This window comes from Gammaproteobacteria bacterium (genome assembly GCA_013697705.1).
Taxonomy (GTDB): Bacteria; Pseudomonadota; Gammaproteobacteria; order UBA6002; family UBA6002; genus UBA6002.
Map to the genome: position 1 here is coordinate 1 of JACCWJ010000032.1, position 19,176 is coordinate 19,176.

Sequence of the window (19,176 nt, forward strand, 5' to 3'; positions counted from 1 at the left end):
AGTAATGCAATTTCAAATTTTGCTACTGCCGACCACTTCTTGTTCTTTGCCATTTTTACCTCCGGTTAGAGGGTATTATCTCTCAAAATTTATTTCTTTGCTGGTCTAAAATGTGGGGGTCATTATACTCCATTCTTATTTGTAACAGCCACTTCACCGCTATCAGCCGTGACTATTGCAAAGGGACCTAGTTTAACTACCTTTTGATTAACTTGTACGCGTTGAGTAAAATTATGAAAGGGAGACAATAATATATACCGACCAGGAGGTAAAAGAATATATTCGCCTGTATTGGAATTTTGACTTAGCCCTAGTTCACCAGGATAAATAGTAACCGTTTTTTTCCAAAGTCTTGCCCATCCTATAACTGGTACAAGTAAATGTAGACCTATTGCGCACACTCGTAAAAATTTTTTGAAGGGGCTTCTTTTTTCTCCTTGAACCTTCTCTTTTAATAGATCATCATCTATATTTGCACCCTCATTAAGCTTTAGTTTAGCAGGCATTATTTTCCCCTATTAGTTTTTGAGATTAATAAAATTAATGCGGATTATGCTGGTGAGCCATAATATTTAAAACCAGACACACATGCGAAAAAGCGATATAAAGCTTTTTGCCGAGTTGCGTTTTTTTCGTTAGATGCTGTTAGCAGTTCATCACGATACAATTATTTAAACGATGCGTCAAATATATTTTTGTTTTACACGTCAACCCGCCAATTATTATGCGAAAAAAAATGTAATAATAATTTTTTTTGAGAAGCGTATAGTAGTGACGCAACATACTTTTAGCGATATTAATGATAATTAACACGTGTAATTTAGAAAAAGCTGATAATGAAGGGAATGCCACACAGACCGTTACGACACATAATAATAATCCAGAATAAATTCAACTTTGTTTATAGGCTATGTTGCATTAAACGAATCACGCGGAATATGAAGGAGGGATCACATTAAATGATTCGTTTTATCGGAATAAGTATAACGGATAATTTAAGATGTGATCGTTGTGCGAATTTTTTAGCTCCGAAAAAATAGCATTTACTTTGAGAAAGGATTTTTTAATAATGTTTTCGACCGGTTGGAATGCGATCGCTGTTTTGATTTTATTACTGCCAGTTATCTCATTTCGCTTGCCTATTATCGATCATAATAAACATTAGCTGATTTTTATTATAAAGATATCGCATTTTTTTAATGCTAGCTTAATATTTTAAAAATTGCTTTATTTGTGATAATTGATAATACTCTAAGACTACCTGAATTTTTTATAAAAAAACCACCTTCTGCGTAATTTTTCCAACAAAAAAATTGAGATGTATCTATGGGTTTTAATCAGATAGAATCAATGTTGAAGACCGCAATAATTGATGAAGATAATATGCTTGCAGAATTATTAATCTCCACAACTAGTCCAAACTTTCCAAAGAAGATAAAAAACAAAATTGATATTAATGGGGCTGACCATGAAGGCGACACATTTCTTCATCATGCAGCTCGAAATAACAATCTTGAAATCACTCTGTTACTTTTAAAACTACCGCATATTAACGTGGATACCAAAAATTTAAGAGGAGAAACTCCATTATATTGTTCCATCTCTAAAAGAAGTTTAGCAATCGCTAAATTAATACAAGCAAAGGGAGCTAATGTATTTACGCATAATGAGGGTAAAAATCTTTTACATCTGGGCATTGAAAACAATGACCCGAAGACAGTTGAATGGTTATTGGTACAAGGAATTAATCCTGATGCTTCCACTATAAATGCAGGGAGGACCACTTTAGATTTAGCGATGGCAAATACAAGCAATGGACATGACCTGTACATAATGCCCTCTTTGCCACTCACTTGGCACAAATATGAGGATAGTTATATTCTAGTGAACCACGATCTTAATTATATTAACGCGAGTGGAATAGCTGAAACAATAATACTGGATGACTTTGAAAAGTTTTCCCTGTTGCTCGACGAGCTTAATAAAGATAAGTCTAGCAAAATACATTTATCGAATGAACAACTTAGTCAATTAATTACATCAAATGGCGGGCACGCTCCAAACCATGAAATAATCGAACTTCTTTCATTATTTGGAGGCTTGTCAGGAAAAGTATTGCCAAAAGAGTTATTTGCGATGAATCTTAATTTAGACTATCAATTTCTTATAGGTTCATTCCACAAAATTCAGCCTGAAAATGGAGAAGAATTATCAATAGTCTCTGAAGCAGACAAAAATTGTGCGGTTGCAATTACTAATTTATCCCAATTCCAAACCGCCAAAGAATTACTGCACCGAGTTAGATCGCGCAATTTCCAAGATACAAATAAAACATATGTGACTTATAAAATATTATTAAGTTCATTAACACTCAATTGGTCTTACTGGTCAAAACTGCCTCAAGAAATTACTCAATTATTATTTAGTCTATATCATAAATTAAAATCTCTTAGTGATGACTTAGAGCAACCTAATGATTACAAATCTATTGAGAGTTTATTGGATAGCATTGAAAAAAGACTTCACCAGTTTGGCTATAAGCCTGCTGACCTTTATACTCTAGCCACAGCAATATTAGCCACCAAAACAGATGAAGCCGCAAAAATCCAATCTGAAAAATCGTTAGAAATATTTTTAGATATATTGAAATTGCATCAACCTGCGCATTTACAAGACTTGATTATTGGTCGGATTAGAACAACTAGAAATAATCCCGGATGGAGGCAAGTTAGACAAAATATGACAGTCACTCTTTCAGAAGAGTTTATTTCAAAGATCGGAGATTTAGCAACTAATAAACCCGTTAATGCCACCGATATTACTTTTTGTATTTATTATCTCCAAAAATCGGTTGATAGCATTGATTCCTTTAACGATGAGCTGTCTAAAACCCTATGGCCAAGGGTTGAAGTAATTGATGCTACTACATACCTCTTATTGCTGGTGATAACTGCACTTGGAATTTACGGTACAGCAATAACCATGAAAGATTCTAACTCTAAAAAACATTCAGATCTGCGTGTAGTGGAAAGTATCTTTAGCTTACTTACAGCAATATTTGGCGGAATGTATATACTGATGAGATCAACTTTTTTTGTTTGTCAAATTTATGCACCCCCTAGCCCTAATCCCACTCCTCATAATCCAGCCTCAAAATCAAATCCAGTGGCCCTCATATTCTACCGTGTTTATACATTACTCAATATTGCATACATGTACTCTAAACATAAGGAAACATTTGAGAATTTAGTGACTTTAATCGAAGACATTATTTGGCAAATGGACAGGGACAATCCTCACGCGAAAAGTATTTTTGATATATTGTCAAAATTAGATAATCCTAATCTAAAAATTAAAGAACTCATAAAATTACTAACGGATTTACGTCAAGAATTTTTGGACATGATTGCCAGGCTAAATGAGATCATATCAAATCCATCTGATGATTTACCTAAAGCTAATAAGATTGCTAACTTAAGCACGCACAGTCATCGAAAAGTTACCTTTTTTCCACTTAATACAGAGTGTTTGAATAATAAATCTGATAAAAATCACACGGAACTTGTAGAGCGTTTCTCGAAAAAAGTCATTCTAGAGATTACTGAAGAAACAGAAAATGAAATCGTTGCAACTAAGGATAATGATTCTGATCATGAAGACGATCCAGCAAATATTCTTGTTATTAGAGATGATTACGCTAGCGCTGATGATGAAAATGAAGAGAATGATGAAATACCCTTGCTTTCAAGATTTAGATAGCCCAGAAATGGCTCAACTAATTATCACAAGCCTAGTCGCGGGAGTGAGGGCTCAAGAAAGATACTAGTCAATATATAAAGCAATTATAGCAGCGGCAATAAGTCCGATGGGCACAATAAAAAGTGCTACTTGATAATCAAATACAGAATAAATTTCGATGCCGGACAATGTTTTCGAGTGATTCATCAAGTGTAGAATGCCACCTACTAAAGGCTGCATTAAGGGGGCCGTGATGACTGATAAGGTATTAGTAAAACCGATGCTGGTACTCACCGCTTCCGGTGGAGCTAATTCTTTTGCAATTGCAAAATTGATTACATAACTGCTACACACTAGGCCCAAGAAAAACATAACGACACAAATGACAGGGATAGATAAAGAAGTAGCCAATAATATAATAGTCATTAATATTGATGCCACCAAGGCGCATCCCGCCATTAAATAATTTCTATTACGTATACGATTACAGAAAATTCCGATGATAGGACAACCCACCGCGAGCCCTAAGAAGACAAAAGAACCCATAATAGTCGCCATAGTAATGGTTGTATGATGTACCTTAACTAAGAAAGGAATTCCCCACAATGCTACGAAGACCGTTACGACACTGAATAATAATCCAGAATAAATACCATTTAACCAGGCTTTTTTGGACTTTAATAATTGCAGGGTATGATACAAAAAATGCGTATCAGTTTGAATGGCAGGTCTTTGTGTCGAGGATTTTTCAGGCTTGTCACGAATAATTAACCACGACGCTATTCCTATCAATATAGCAATCAATGCAGAAACCATCATACATTTTCGCCACCCATAGTTGGTTAATAGGGATGCCAAAAAAATGTTGCCTACTAGCGTTCCGATGGTGCCAATGGTTTCTGCGATGCCTACCATTAACGCAAATTTTTCCACCGCAAACCATTGACTGATTAAATAGAGAGAACCCACAAATGCAAATGAAGAGCCCGCGCCCATGAATAATCGACCCAACTCAGCCATTAATATATATTTAGCACTCGCAAACAGAAAACAGCCCACCGCACAAATTATTGCGCCACCCGTTAACAATTTTCGCGGGCCAAAACGATCGACAAAAATACCAGCAGGGGTTTGTAACGCCACATACACATAATAATAGGTGCTGGATAATATCCCCGCACCCAACGCATTAATCGCAAAAGATTTCATTAAATCTTCTACTATTACGCCACTACTTAACTGTAAAAAAAATTGAAATAACACGAAGACTGCAGAAGTGGCCCATATTAACCAGGGAGTTATTGAAGAAGATTTTTTTAGAGTTGAACTTAGGGTATCAATTTTTTGCATCAGTAACTTCTCGTAGCGGTGTTTGTATTTGTTTATTTGTAACGATTCTCTCGTTTTTATTACTGCAACCAATTTCGGGCATTTACAAACAATTGCAACCAAGGCGAATTTTCTGTTTGCCATTCACTGGGGCGCCACGAGAACTGGACATTGCGAAAAATGCGTTCAGCATGGGGCATCATGATCGTGAATCGTCCATCTGCATTCGTTAATGCTGTAATGCCCATCGCACTGCCATTAGGATTCGATGGATAAGCTTCGGTGACCTGGCCCTTATTATCAACATACTGTAAAGGTATTAAGTTAGCATTCACTAATTGATGCATATCTTGTGGGTTTTCAAACTCTACCTTACCTTCTCCATGGGATACCACGATAGGGAGAACAGAGTTTTCCATGCCTTGAAATAAAATTGAAGGTGATGGATTAATACGAACCATTGATAATCTCGCTTCAAATTGCTCAGAAATATTCTGAGCAAAGGTAGGCCAACTTTCCGCACCAGGGATTAATTCTTTTAGGTGAGACATCATTTGGCAACCATTACAAACGCCTAAACCAAATACATTTGGCAAATTAAAAAATTTATAAAATTGTTCTCGTGCACGTTCATTAAATAAAATGGAGTTGGCCCAGCCTTTTCCCGCCCCCAATACATCACCATAAGAAAACCCACCACAAGCCACTATTCCTTGAAATTTGTGTAGCTCAATAGCGCCTGACAAAATATCCGTCATATGAATATCCATCGCTGCAAAACCTGCCCGATCAAATGCAGCTGCCATCTCAACGTGACCATTCACCCCTTGTTCTCGAATAATTGCCACTTTGGGTTTTACGCCTTTAATAATTGCTAAAGAAGGAATATTGAACGTTAAACTCGCATTTAAACCTGGGTCAGAGGCATCCAACAACCGATCAAACTCTTGCTCTGCACAAACCGGATTATCTCTTAGAGAACGCAATTGATAACTCGTTGCTGACCAGAGCCGATGCAATTGAATACGCGACTCGGAAAACATCATCTGATTATTATAATAAATGTTAAGTTTATCATCGTCGTTAAGCGATCCCAATTGATGGAAACAATCTGCTAAATTATTTTTTTCAAGGATGGCGATTACTGCATTTTTATTTTTTATTTCGTATTGAATAACAGCACCTAATTCCTCATTGAATAAATTGGCAATAAAATCATCGCCAATATTATCGAGTTCGACACTTATGCCGAGATGCGAAGCAAACATCATTTCTGCGAGTGTTGCAAGAAGTCCACCATCTGAGCGGTCATGATAGGCAAGCAAAAGATTTTTTTCACGTAACTCTTTAATGGTATTGAAAAAGTGGATGATGATGTGCGTGTCATCTATAGTAGGCGCTTCGCCGCCAATCTGTCCCACTACTTGAGCTAGTGCGCTAGCGCCTAAGCGATTTTTGCCACACCCTAGATCAATCAAACACAATTCAGAATCTACATTGACTAATTGGGGTGTTAAAGTGCGCCGAATATCTTCTACGGGTGAGAATGCAGAGATGACTAATGAAAGTGGCGCAGCGACATTATATTCTCTAGTTTCATCACTCCATTTCATTTGCATAGAAAGAGAATCTTTACCTACTGGAATACAAATGCCAAGTGCGGGGCAAAGTTCCATACCTACTTCATGGACTGCCTCATATAACTTTCTTGCTTCGTCTTCGTAGTTTGCAGCTGCCATCCAATTCGCAGATAACTTTATATCTGATAGATTTTTAACATCGGCGGCGATGATGTTGGTAATTGCTTCTCCCACCGCAAGCCGTGCAGAAGCCCGCGCATTGATTAATGCGACCGGTGATCGCTCGCCCATCGATAAAGCCTCGCCTACATAATCGTTATATCCGGTTGCGGTGACACCGACATCCGCCACCGGCACCTGCCAAGGCCCTACCATTTGATCCCGTGAAACTAAGCCGGTAACGCTACGATCCCCTATCGTGATCAAAAAACTTTTATCAGCAACACTGGGAAGTTGCAGTACACGATGCACTAACTCTTTTATAGGAAGATTAATATTTAAGGGTTGGGGGGCAAAGTCTGTCGCTGTATCGATGGTTTTATGTAACTTTGAAGCTTCACCGAATAAAATATTTAAAGGTAAATTAACAGGTGATTCATTAAATTTACTATCTCTTAATTCGATTATCTTTGCTTCATTTACGTCCCCTACCACTGCAAAAGGGCAACGTTCTCGGAGAGCTATTCTTTGAAACAGATTGAGATCTCTAGGGTCAATTCCCAATACATAACGCTCTTGAGATTCATTACACCATATTTCCATTGCATTCATACTGGCATCAGCAATAGTAATAGCCCGCAGCTCAATTAATGCACCCTTGTTTGAGTCATGAACCAATTCAGTGAGGGCATTAGATAAACCGCCTGCGCCCACATCATGAATGGAGATAATAGGATTTTCTTCACCGAGCGCAAAACAGGCATTAATCACCTCTTGGCACCGTCGCTGCATTTCAGGATTACTGCGCTGAACAGACGCAAAATCGAGTTCTTCATGGCTACTGCCTGAGAATATAGAGGAAGCTGCACCTCCTCCTAAACCGATTAACATGGCTGGCCCACCCAAAACAATAAGCTTGGCGCCCGCCTCGAGAACCTTCTTCTTGATAGACATTGGACGTATATTGCCCACCCCACCTGCAATCATGATAGGTTTATGATAACCCCAGACGTAATTGTCACCTTCTGAAGAACTCTGTTGCATTTCATAGGTGCGAAAATATCCGCAAATATTTGGGCGACCAAATTCATTATTAAATGCGGCGGCGCCAATGGGCGCTTGGAGCATAATATCTAAGGACGTAGCGATGTGTTCAGGGTAGCAAGATATTTGCTCCCAAGGCTGAGGTAACCCCGGGAGATGTAAGTTGGAAACTGAAAAACCGACCAAACCCGCCTTGGGCTTAGCACCAATGCCGGTGGCCCCTTCATCTCTAATCTCTCCGCCCGCTCCCGTAGCCGCTCCTGCAAAAGGAGCAATGGCCGTGGGATGATTGTGTGTTTCTACCTTGATCACGGCGTGCAAGGGTTCACGCAAATATTCATACTGCTTGTGAATGGGATGCACAAAAAAATGGTCTATGGTATGCCCTTCAATGACAGCCGCATTATCACTATAAGCAGACAACACTCCCTTACGGGTCACCTGGTAAGTGTTACGAATCATGGCAAATAGACTTCGTTCGCTCCTAGCCTCTTCTAGCGTCCAAGATGCATTAAAGATCTTATGGCGGCAATGTTCAGAATTTATTTGAGCAAACATCATTAGTTCAGCAATTGAAGGGTCACGCTGTAATTCGCCATAACTTTGATTGAGGTAATTAATTTCCTGATCTGATAAAGCAAGACCCAGTGCATCATTAGCAGTTTTTAGCTTTTCTATTCCATTTCCCGCCAAGGAAATACTAGTACTCGGCATTGAATCATGATGCAAAAATAAATTTTCTAATGCGGTAAAATCAAAATTAACTACCTCAGTCATACGATCATGTAATAAAGGTAAAATAAGGGGAGAGACAGGGTCAGCAGGCATTGCAGAATACTCAAATTGATAAGCTACTCCCTTTTCTATTCGCCTCACCTTAGTTATGCCACACACATGCAGAATATCGGTTGCCTTTGACGACCAGGGTGAAAGGGTGCCAAAACGTGGCGTCACATAAACCACATTGGCAAGGCCTTCACTGGACCAGGGTATGGAAGTATCGTCCACAATTTTGATCAGTTGAGTAAGTTCTTCTCGCGAAAGAGGTTCTGATTCAATGAAGTAAAGATTGCGCGCATCAATATCAATTAAGGTAGAGGAGTATTTTTGTAAGGTTTGCAGGAGTTTTTTTTTTCGAAAAGTAGAATGAGGGCTTTTGCCTCGATAAACCAGCATAATACCACCTTAATTGAAAAGATTTTGACAATGATACCCGCATATTATTGAAAGTCCATCACCCTATTTGGTAAGCCCTGTCCTCCTTCAAAGAATACCTCTCCCGCCAGCAAGCATAGTGGTGACCCCCTTAATTTCTGCTAAACTTGAATAATGTCATCTAAAAACTCAGGACGAGACAATGAACCAACCCTTGCATTCTCAAAAAACAAAAAACTGGCAATGGCGTATTATTATCTGGTCAAGTCTATTTTTAATTTTCGGCAAGAGTATCGGGCACTGGAGCTATAATGCCTTAGGCATAGAAAAGGCATATACCGCAACCACTAGCATGGCAAATAAAATAGGAGTTGTCGCTGCAGGGGGCCGTGTTGATATGACAGCTATTCCCGATCTTATGATCGATGTGATGAATGATACTCCCACCGAATATACTCTCGAGAGCAAAGCCTCTTCGGGCGAAGTTGTCTTCAATGGTAAGCACTTATTTGCGGGTGAAGTGAAACGATTTACGGTTAAACCTCTTACCCAAGGGGTGGGGGTAGGCGACATTATTTTCTTATCTGCTCCTATCGCGGGCAACAATAACACCACTTGCCAAGAAATCCATACGCTAAATTATGATTTCAAATACGCCAGCAAAATTAAACAGCCTCTGATCGTCAACTTATCTTCGATCGCCTCGAAGATGGAATGTAAAAATAACGCTAATTGATCAAGTCGCGGGATGTGGGGGAGTGTCGCGGGACGACAGCAAGTAAAACTCATTTTTTGCCCAGTACAAAAGGCTATCTCATGGCAACCGCATCAAACTGAATAAACCCTGGATTTCGCTACGCTACATCTAGGCTACAACACCCTCAAAGTAGCCTGGATGTAGCGTAGCGAAATCCAGGGAAATTCAAGCCTCAAATGTTTGTCACGGGGGGTTTGATGCGGTTGTCATGAGGCTGCGCGTTGCCTCACGGAAATACCTAACTTTAGGACTGCTTATAGCCAACTAACGTTGCCTCACAATTCACCTAACCCAAATTTTTATTAAAAATGAGACTTTTGTTGTTGCCTGTGGGCCCTTGTTAACTTCGTGGGTAACCTTCTAGGTTATCCACATGTTAACAAAGTCCACAGGGATTTAAATTCTTTTTCTAACTTTTGAAGAGACGATTACATATTTAAAAATACGTTTTAGCTTCTGCTCTATTATTTTCTTTAGCAAAAATGGGTTTAATTTCTCATACTGTCTATTCAGTTTATTCTTAACTTCGTTTGCTATATCGGAGCAAGAGATTAATCGCTGATGTGCCGTTTTAGGTTTATCGTATCGCTTGCGATATTTCGAATTAATCTTTTCTTTCTCCAATAATTTCATCGTAGGACAAAAGTAATTCTGATAAAGGCTCCACTCATTGGTATACAGATCATTTAGGAGTAATACAATTTTCGAATCATCAAATCGATCATAGCCTAGTAGGTGTCGAACATAAGACCAATTCTTTTGCTCAACATGAGCATTATCATTTTTTTTATATGGACGTGATCTTGTAAATTGCACTTCTTCTTTACGATTCTCCGTAAAATACCGCATTAAATGCCAATTTAAAAATTCACTGCCATTGTCACAGTCAAATCCTAAAAGTGGGAAAGGTAACAGGTCTTCTATATTTTTACTTGTTTTACAAGACCTTCCGCACCTTTATTCCAAATAGCCCTAGCCTCCATCCAACCTGAAAATATATCAGTTAGCGTAACACTCCAAACAAAATTACCTGCCATAGTATTGCCACAATGAGCAACTGTATCTGCTTCCATGAAGCCAGGTTTTGTCACGTCCCAATGATCAGTTTTGATAGGGATTTGATTTTTTAATAGGTAACCGGGCTTTGTTCCAGTCAGTCCGTGTCTTTTAAATTTCAATCGTGAAGATTTAAGCAGACGATCTATTGTCGAACGACTCATTGTTAATAATTTATTTTTTATTTCTTCTTCTAAATAACCGTATTCCTTTTCATAATACGGTAACCACAACATAATGGCTGCCGTTAATTTTCTACTGCACATTTGATCTGTGGCAAGCCAAATTCGGATCAGGGGTTCCAACAAATCTTTTGCAATATAACGACGCTTGGGACCTCTTTTTAGGTGCTGTTTTCTGGTCAGCCCGTTAAAAACTTGCAAAAGATACTTACGATTAAACCCATGTAAATCACACAGCTCATCCAAGAGTTTGGTCTTGTCTTTGCGGGTAGAACGAAAGTAGCGACGGCGGAATAGCTCAATATTAAGCTTCTTTATTGATTCACTCATAAAAATTCACCTTTTTGCTTCGGTTAGGTGAATTATGAGGCAACGTTGGGTATTTTAGAGGCTGTTAGCAGCCCGTTCGGTTAGTTTTAATGTGAGGCAACTCGTCTCCAAAAGTTTTCTGTGGTTTGTAAGGTTTCCTTAATCATTGGAATGTAAGATATAGCAAGTTCCAAATAGCGCGCATCAATGAGCTATTTGGAGATGTGAGGTGAGGCAACTCATTCGGTACTCTACAAAAACAAATTTAATAATTTATTAATATTTATACGGTAATAATTAAGTTACAATAAAAATCGAAGTACACTAACAACCACTGAAATAAAGGTAAATCTTATGTTGTATGATCACCTCTTTAAAATTGTTTTAGGGGGTTCAGCTAAAGTTGGTAAATCGAGTATTTGTCTTCAATTAACAGATCATGAGATTCCAGATAAATATGAACCTACTATTGGAGTGGAGTTTGCTTCAATAACCAGGACTGTCAAGGGCAAAGCAATCAAATTGCAAATTTGGGATATTGCGAGCAATCAAGAGTTCATGAAGATGCAGGAGTCCTATTTTCGGGGGGCATCTGTTTTTGTTTTTGTCTTTGATTTAAGTAGACCGGAGACATTTCATTCTCAAGTTGAATGGATACAAAGAGCGAAAGCACTACAGTCTAAAGTTCCAATTTATATAATCGGAAATAAAAAAGATTTGCTTGATCAATCAATTATTGGTTCCAATAGGGATAAAACAGATGAACAAAAAGCTATTGATACAATCCGCCAGATTTCAGGAAAAGATAATTATTTTGAAGTGTCCGCAAAAACAGGTGATGGAATTAATGCATTCTTTTTAAAAATTGCTCAGGATCAACTGACACTCCATGAACAGTCCAAATTAAAGACAAATTTATCGGATTCAAGTTCTAAAATGAAATTCAACCCATATGACCCATCGTTTGAGAATAAAAAGGCTGGATTAACCGCTTATCTCTCATATAGAAATGAATATCATCAAAAGCATCCGATCCTTGACCTTCTACGAACTGGGCTATCCATTTTCAAAGGCTACAGTTGGGAAAAAAAAACTAAGGCTGTTGAAAGGCTTTTAATTAATCAAGAATTGCAAGATGATAATAAAATTCTAGAGGATGGCAAATTAGGTGAGTTCATTGCTCGATTTGATAAATCCTAAAATAGAATAATTAAACTCCAATACCCCAAAATATAAAAGTGGCGGCAAATCGCAGCTTCCGCACCTTAGCGCCTAAAAACTGTAAAAAAGTTGCATCAAAAGCATGAATCAGTCATTAACCACAGATATAAAACAAAATAAATCGATGCTCATTAATTGCACTGTGCTTTGGTTTTTTCATGATGATAATTGATGTCACCATTGTTAATGTAGCGCTTCCCAATATGGCAAAAAACTTAGGTGGATTTATATATTTCCATATAAAAAAATCGAAAGGTAATGATAATATGAATAAATTTGGCACTTCACTGAGTGCAAAATTTCCCATAAGGTAACCGATCTTTAATTTCAAATCTGAAAATCTATATTTAATAAAATTAGATTATAATAGCCATTTCCAATAAAGAGAGAAGTCGAGAATGGTAGATCCAACTCTTCCTGCTAAATTACCTTTTGCTCAGCAATACGCAGATTATATGCTTAATTTTGCCAAAACTGATCTGGTAAATGTGGATCCACAAAACGCCATTCCACCACTGAGTGATGTAAGAGACTATAAGGTTAGAATCATGACCGCAATTAAGCGGGAGGATTACAGTGTCGCCATTGATCTCTTAACCGAATTGATGGATTTTAAGCAAGGCATTAAATGGCATAGATTACCCGCCGATGATCTAACCAAACTTGAAACGCTGGTGAGAGATGCAAGGTATTGTCAGCCACCGCAAAAAAACCCTATCGAACCCTACATCATCATGGGCATTAATTATATCCGTGCCACAAAATTACTATTGCCTCCTGAGAGATATCAAGAAATTCAAACCTATCTTGCAGACATGTTACGTAATTATTGGACCATTCTAGCCAATATGAAGAATGATGTAGATATTCAGGAAGTTATAACTCTTTTTGCCCAATTCAATACGGTACTCATCAATAATATTGCGCATCAACTTAATATCGATGCAGAAAAAAACAATAATAACGCCACAATTTCGTTCGAAGATGCGCGTTACCGATTAAAAGTAGCCAAAGATTTCACTAATCTCGAAACAGCAGCAAAAAACATTGTCACCGTATTAAACTTAAAAGATGAGAACGATGAAAACGTTACAGTTTTTCAAGCTGATTGTGCACTCACCCGCTTAACCCCCGCGTTAAAAAGTGAATATGAAAATCGTCATATTAAAAATAAAGAAAATAAGGAAAAATGGTTTGATTTTTTACCCAAGTGGCAACAAACGTTAGTTGATCAACACGCAGGCTTTATCTTGGATGACGACCGTATGATAACTACCCAATCACGCGCTTTTCCCCTTCCAGGATTACGCAATTGGTATCATTCTGTGTTTGGGGTTTTGTACCCAGAAGAAAATAAAGCGGTGGTTACAACAGATGCTTACCATTCGGGAACTCTCATTACCTTGGGAAAAAATAAAGAACATCAAAAAGAATTTAAAAAAGAAAATAAACGTTTGGCTAGGCTTAATGCAGAACAACTCAAATCTATTACTGACGCAGAAGTTATTCTCGCACTCACACTAAACACGGGAATAAATCCCGTGGGAAATGATAAAAAAATAGTGGAGGGCACTCATTGGCTTGCAGGAAAAGCAGGCTTTCTTCATGCTAATCTCCCTCAAAACCCTGGTAGATTAGCGCCTGAGATGGGCGGCCTCCTTCCCGTCAATGATTTCACGGGTATAACCAAGGTTTTATCGTTAGTAACCGAAAAAATTCCCGCTACTTTTGAAAGCAAATACGATTTAACCGACCAAGAGAAAAGTTTTTTTAGCTCTTTCAAAGAATATGTAAATGCAAAAGAGGAACTTGATGAGAAAAGCTACCAAGCACGCTTACTAACACCTTTAAATTTACTAAGAGAAAGACTACTTAGAGAGCACCCAAACGACACAGAAAATATTACAAATCTCTGCAGTATTATTGAAGTTTCATGCGCCATGCGTTTTCTCATGGGGAAGAAATTATCAGTTCTCGATGAGGATAATCAAAATCTTCTCATTGCCTGCTATACCAATATCCTCGTTTCCTTGCTGCAAAATCATATTAATATTGCTATTAACTCTTCTTGTGAAAGCGGCAAGGATCGCGACGGATTACTCATGTTTAGAACCGCCATGGTTTCATTTTGTCGGGAGATTTTTGGAACTTATACACTAGATTCCCAAAACCCGCAAATCCAAAAAATCATTAAAAATAATATTTTATTACTTGCCAATGCGAAACATTATAATTTATTACCGGGATTAGGAGGTGGTGGCTGTGGCACATTCGGCGTTAAAAAAGATTCAGAGCATAGTATTCCCAAACATGAATTTCCTCGTGAAGTAAGGGATATTTTAATCGAACTAACTGCATCTTATAATAAAGAAATTCGCGTATTAGATATGGCAAAAGATCTTATCTACTTTACTATTGGCAATACTGACGTAGACATTCAGCGCCGCTCTATTATTCATGTACTTAACATACAGATAAAAAGAGAAAAAGATTTACTGACTTCCAATTCGCTCAAGAATACATTTAAAAGCTCATCTCTTACAAAGGATAAAATACAGTTATTAGAGGGCGTTATTAAGCAATTAAAAGGCGCGAATTCAATAGAAGATCTTAAAGTCATTATTGATAAGGCAAAAGAAATTAATTCAGGTTTTACCAAAGTTACTCGCACTACCTCTACCTGGTTCAATTTTAAAAATATTTTTCATTCGGAAGGCACCACTTCTATAGTATTAGACTCAATCTCTCGGGATTTGCATAAAATATGGAATGAAATTCTTAAGTATGAACAAAACAATCCCGCTTCAGAAGCTACTCAAGAAGCGAAAGAAGACTTGCATTCCCCCCTGCTGCAGTAGTGTTCACAGTCACTGTTCGTTCAACACATAACCTTGACAAATAATGTGGTCCGCCTGCTTTTGGCCCTGTTCCAGATAAGCCTTCGCCTCCGAAAGGTTGCACTCCTACCACCGCGCCAATCATATTACGATTGACGTAGGTATTACCTGCGTGCACACGTTGTTGAATATAGCGAATGGTTTCATCAATACGACTTTGAATACCCAGGGTTAATCCGTACCCTGTTTCATTAATGGCAGCAATGACCTGATCAAGCGCGTTTTGTTTATAACGAATAACATGCAAAATAGGACCAAATACTTCACGTTCCAACATACTCAAACTTGCAATTTCAAAAGCACGTGGCGCAAAAAAAGCACCATTTTCTGTCTGCGGCCCTAATGTTGCTTCATGAATTAACTTACCGACTGTTTGCATTTTTTGAGCATGCGCTTCTAACCCTGCTACCGCTTTTTCATCAATTATTGGACCAATATCCGTCTCTAGAAAAGTCGAATCATTAATGACTAATTCCGACATAGCGCCTTGTAACATTTTGATGACTTTATCTGCTAATTCTTCCTGAATGAATAACACTCGAAGTGCGGAACAACGCTGTCCTGCACTATAAAATGCAGAAGAAAGCACATCCATGACCAATTGCTCTGGCAATGCAGAAGAATCCGCTATCATTGCGTTTTGACCGCCAGTTTCTGCAATAAATGGAATAATAGGGCCTTTACGTTCAGCTAAGGTTTTATTGATATGACGCGCAGTTTCTGTTGAACCCGTAAATAAAACACCACTAATACGCTCATCAGAAATAAGAGTATTGCCCACAGTACGTCCTTCACCGGGTAGCAGTTGCAATACGTGTTTTGGAATGCCTGCTTGATGAAAAATTTCCACAGCACGTGCGGCAATTAAGGGTGTTTGAGCAGCAGGTTTTGCAATAATAGAATTGCCCGCCACCAAGGCAGCCATTACCTGACCACTAAAAATAGCCAGCGGGAAATTCCAAGGACTAATACAAACAAATACCCCTCGACCATGCATTTGTAATTGATTAGTTTCCCCGGTAGGACCCACTAATGATTTTGGTGCAAGATCTTCTTGAGCTTTAACCGCATAATACCGACAAAAATCGACAGCTTCGCGTACTTCTGCAATAGCATCAGGCAATGTTTTACCCCCTTCTCGAATGATCAATGCCATTAATTCAGGCATATGCTCTTCTAGTAGATCGCTCGCTACTTGCAGGAGATGGGCACGATTTGCAACTGGCGTCCTATCCCACGCTTCTCTTGCACTAAATGCTTTATCGATTGCAAATTCAATTTCGTCAGTCGTTGCATCGCTTACCTTACCTAAGATTCGAGTGCGATTATTAGGTTCATACACTTCTTTTGATGCGTGTTGGACGGTGGCATCTCTAAGCGATGGCTTTGCTTGCCATTGATGCGTTTGCCATTTGGACATTTCAGCATCCAGTGTTTTAGCTACTTCAATATTGCTGAGATCATAGCTCTTAGCGTTTCTGCGTTCAGAACCATAAAGATCCCCTGGCAAAGGAATGTGCGGATGCGGTTTAGTTATATTTTCTTTAACCTTAGAAATAGGATCGCCAATAATATCTTTTATAGGCAACTGTTCATCGACAATGCGATTAACAAAAGAGGTGTTAGCGCCATTTTCTAATAATCGTCGCACTAAGTAGGGTAATAAATCTTCATGTGATCCGACAGGTGCATAGACACGGCATGGAATATCCCGTTTATCTTTAGCGACAATTTGGTCGTAAAGTGCCCGTCCCATTCCTTGCAAACACTGAAATTCAAAGTCTCTATTGTTGCCCATCAATTCTAAAATGACAGCGACGGTATGCGCATTATGGGTAGCGAACATAGGATAAAAAGCAGTAGGCGACTCAATAATTTTTTTGACGCAGGCAATATAGGAAAGATCGGTATTTACTTTACGCGTATAAACCGGATAACTATTGTAACCTTTCACCTGGCTTTCTTTAATTTCAGAATCCCAATAGGCTCCTTTAACAAGTCGTAACATCCACCTTCTTTTGTGTTTTTTTGCTTGGTCTGCCAGCCAGTCAATTAAATAGAAAGCACGCTTTTGATATGCTTGTACGGCTAACCCTAAACCTTCCCAATCTTCTAAACGAGGGTCGGCAAACACTGCTTCTAGAATATCGAGCGAAAGATCTAATCGATCTGCTTCTTCTGCATCTACCGTAAGTCCTATACCAACTTCTTTCGCTTGCAATACCAACGAGGTTAATTTTTCAACGAGGTCAGGAACTATTTTAAATCGTTTGGAAAACTCATAACGAGGATGCAATGCAGATAACTTAACTGAAATGCCGGGACCGGCAATATAACCCCGTCCCTTAGCATGTTGACCAATTGCCTGAATTGAATTTTGGTAGGCGGTAAAATAGCGTTCTGCATCTTTCTGGGTTCTAGCTGCTTCGCCGAGCATATCATAAGAAAAACGGTAGCCAATTTCCTCACGTTCAACCGATCTTTTTAATGCTTCTTCGATATTTTCTCCGAGGATGAACTGTTTGCCCAAAATCTTCATCATTTCACCAACTGCTCTGCGGATAATGGGCTCACCCGTTTTTTCTATAAAACGTTTGAGCACGTTCCGCAAGCGGTTAGGATTTTCTTGATCACGGCTAAGAACTCTGCCGGTTAACATCAGCCCCCAGGTGGCCGCGTTAACAAACAAAGAATCACTTTTACCGACGTTAGATTGCCAGTCAGCAGACGTGATTTTGTCTTTTATAAGCAAGCCAATGGTTTTATTATCAGGAATACGCAATAACGCTTCGGCCAAACACATCAAGGCAATGCCTTCCTCGCTCGATAAATCGTAACGATATAAGAACGAGTCTAATCCACCCTTGCCAACCCTTTCTTTTCGTACCTCTATGACTAGCTCGCGTGCTGTTTGTTGAATATGATTCAGCTGACCTTCGGTCAAATCGAGACTATCCAGTAATTTATTGACACACGCGGTTTCATCCGCCCTATATATGGCATCAAGTTCTTTACGCAGAGGCGATTGCTCGGTTATGGATTCGGTAAAAATCATCATTGCTCCTGATATAAATCGTGGCCTTTACAGGCGAACTTGATAGGATTCAGCCAAAATTACCGTCCCTGTAAAAATCTCCGTTAAACAGCGGTCATTAAGTAGTCTTGATAACGTTCCACACTCATAAGCACTTCTTTGTAGGCTGCTTCTACATCTTTCCAACCTCCGATCTTAACCCATTTTCCTTGTTCTAGATCTTTATAATGTTCGAAGAAGTGAGCAATACTGTTCAACGTTGTTTCATGAATGTCGCCATAAGATTTAATATTTTTATAGAGACTGGATAACTTATCAATGGGAACAGCCAATAATTTACTATCTTCCCCAGCTTCATCTGTCATCTCCAAAACACCAATGGGACGGCATCGAATCACAGAACCATTTAATAGGGGAAAGGGGGCCATAACCAGCACATCAAGTGGATCGCCATCCTTACAAAGAGTGCCTGGAACATAGCCATAATTGCAAGGATAATGCATAGAAGTCGCCATAAAACGGTCTACAAATAATACGCCTGACTCTTTATCAACTTCATATTTTACGGGATTACTAAACGCGGGAATCTCGATGATAACATTTAAGTCATTTGGTAAATTTTTTCCAGGGCTTACTTTTTCAAACATACAAAGGTCCTTTGATTTAGAGTAACTACAATTTAGAAAAAGGGGATTATAACAATTTTTACTCAGAA

General features: G+C 38.6%; 9 protein-coding genes and 1 pseudogene. 4 read left to right on the plus strand and 6 right to left on the minus strand.

Annotated elements, in window-relative coordinates:
• Positions 1-122: 122 nt before the first annotated feature.
• Complete coding sequence (locus H0U71_07555; GenBank protein ID MBA2654901.1) at positions 123-506, minus strand: hypothetical protein; 384 nt, start codon at positions 504-506, stop codon at positions 123-125.
• Between the two features lie 844 nt (positions 507-1,350).
• Here H0U71_07555 and H0U71_07560 point away from each other — a divergent pair.
• Entirely contained in the window at positions 1,351-3,759 is a 2,409-nt protein-coding gene (locus tag H0U71_07560; protein MBA2654902.1) for an ankyrin repeat domain-containing protein, read from the plus strand.
• 63 nt (positions 3,760-3,822) lie between these two features.
• Here the strand turns inward: H0U71_07560 and H0U71_07565 are convergent, their stop codons facing one another.
• Together H0U71_07565 and purL are read right to left on the minus strand one after the other, a co-directional pair.
• Positions 3,823-5,088, minus strand: coding sequence for an MFS transporter (locus H0U71_07565; GenBank protein ID MBA2654903.1), 1,266 nt, complete (start codon positions 5,086-5,088; stop codon positions 3,823-3,825).
• Between the two features lie 59 nt (positions 5,089-5,147).
• Positions 5,148-9,026 (minus strand): phosphoribosylformylglycinamidine synthase, encoded by a 3,879-nt coding sequence (gene purL / locus H0U71_07570; GenBank protein ID MBA2654904.1) that lies wholly within the window; start codon positions 9,024-9,026, stop codon positions 5,148-5,150.
• Between the two features lie 181 nt (positions 9,027-9,207).
• Here purL and H0U71_07575 point away from each other — a divergent pair, with 181 nt between their 5' ends.
• Positions 9,208-9,741 carry a hypothetical protein gene (locus H0U71_07575; GenBank protein MBA2654905.1) on the plus strand — a complete coding sequence of 178 codons (534 nt, stop codon included), beginning with the start codon at positions 9,208-9,210 and terminating at the stop codon, positions 9,739-9,741.
• A gap of 417 nt (positions 9,742-10,158) precedes the next feature.
• Here H0U71_07575 and H0U71_07580 read toward each other — a convergent pair.
• Positions 10,159-11,330: pseudogene (locus H0U71_07580) on the minus strand (integrase).
• 333 nt (positions 11,331-11,663) lie between these two features.
• Here H0U71_07580 and H0U71_07585 point away from each other — a divergent pair.
• Positions 11,664-12,509 (plus strand): GTP-binding protein, encoded by an 846-nt coding sequence (locus H0U71_07585; GenBank protein MBA2654906.1) that lies wholly within the window; start codon positions 11,664-11,666, stop codon positions 12,507-12,509.
• A 419-nt stretch (positions 12,510-12,928) separates the two neighbouring features.
• Positions 12,929-15,388 carry a hypothetical protein gene (locus H0U71_07590; GenBank protein ID MBA2654907.1) on the plus strand — a complete coding sequence of 820 codons (2,460 nt, stop codon included), beginning with the start codon at positions 12,929-12,931 and terminating at the stop codon, positions 15,386-15,388.
• Here the strand turns inward: H0U71_07590 and putA are convergent.
• Both putA and ppa read right to left on the minus strand, forming a co-directional pair.
• On the minus strand, positions 15,342-18,482 hold the full coding sequence (gene putA, locus H0U71_07595; GenBank protein ID MBA2654908.1) for a bifunctional proline dehydrogenase/L-glutamate gamma-semialdehyde dehydrogenase PutA: 3,141 nt from the start codon (positions 18,480-18,482) through the stop codon (positions 15,342-15,344). The two genes, H0U71_07590 and putA, sit on opposite strands and share 47 nt — an antisense overlap.
• An 83-nt stretch (positions 18,483-18,565) precedes the next feature.
• The gene (gene ppa / locus H0U71_07600) at positions 18,566-19,108 is read right to left on the minus strand and encodes an inorganic diphosphatase (GenBank protein MBA2654909.1); all 543 of its coding nucleotides are present in this window, start codon (positions 19,106-19,108) and stop codon (positions 18,566-18,568) included.
• Positions 19,109-19,176 lie beyond the last annotated feature (68 nt).

Coding starts and splice junctions, on each gene's coding strand:
- H0U71_07555 (MBA2654901.1), bottom strand. CDS start 506: ATGCCTGCTAAACTAAAGCTTAATGAGGGTGCAAATATAGATGATGAT.
- H0U71_07560 (MBA2654902.1), top strand. CDS start 1,351: ATGTTGAAGACCGCAATAATTGATGAAGATAATATGCTTGCAGAATTA.
- H0U71_07565 (MBA2654903.1), bottom strand. CDS start 5,088: ATGCAAAAAATTGATACCCTAAGTTCAACTCTAAAAAAATCTTCTTCA.
- purL (MBA2654904.1), bottom strand. CDS start 9,026: ATGCTGGTTTATCGAGGCAAAAGCCCTCATTCTACTTTTCGAAAAAAA.
- H0U71_07575 (MBA2654905.1), top strand. CDS start 9,208: ATGAACCAACCCTTGCATTCTCAAAAAACAAAAAACTGGCAATGGCGT.
- H0U71_07585 (MBA2654906.1), top strand. CDS start 11,664: ATGTTGTATGATCACCTCTTTAAAATTGTTTTAGGGGGTTCAGCTAAA.
- H0U71_07590 (MBA2654907.1), top strand. CDS start 12,929: ATGGTAGATCCAACTCTTCCTGCTAAATTACCTTTTGCTCAGCAATAC.
- putA (MBA2654908.1), bottom strand. CDS start 18,482: ATGATTTTTACCGAATCCATAACCGAGCAATCGCCTCTGCGTAAAGAA.
- ppa (MBA2654909.1), bottom strand. CDS start 19,108: ATGTTTGAAAAAGTAAGCCCTGGAAAAAATTTACCAAATGACTTAAAT.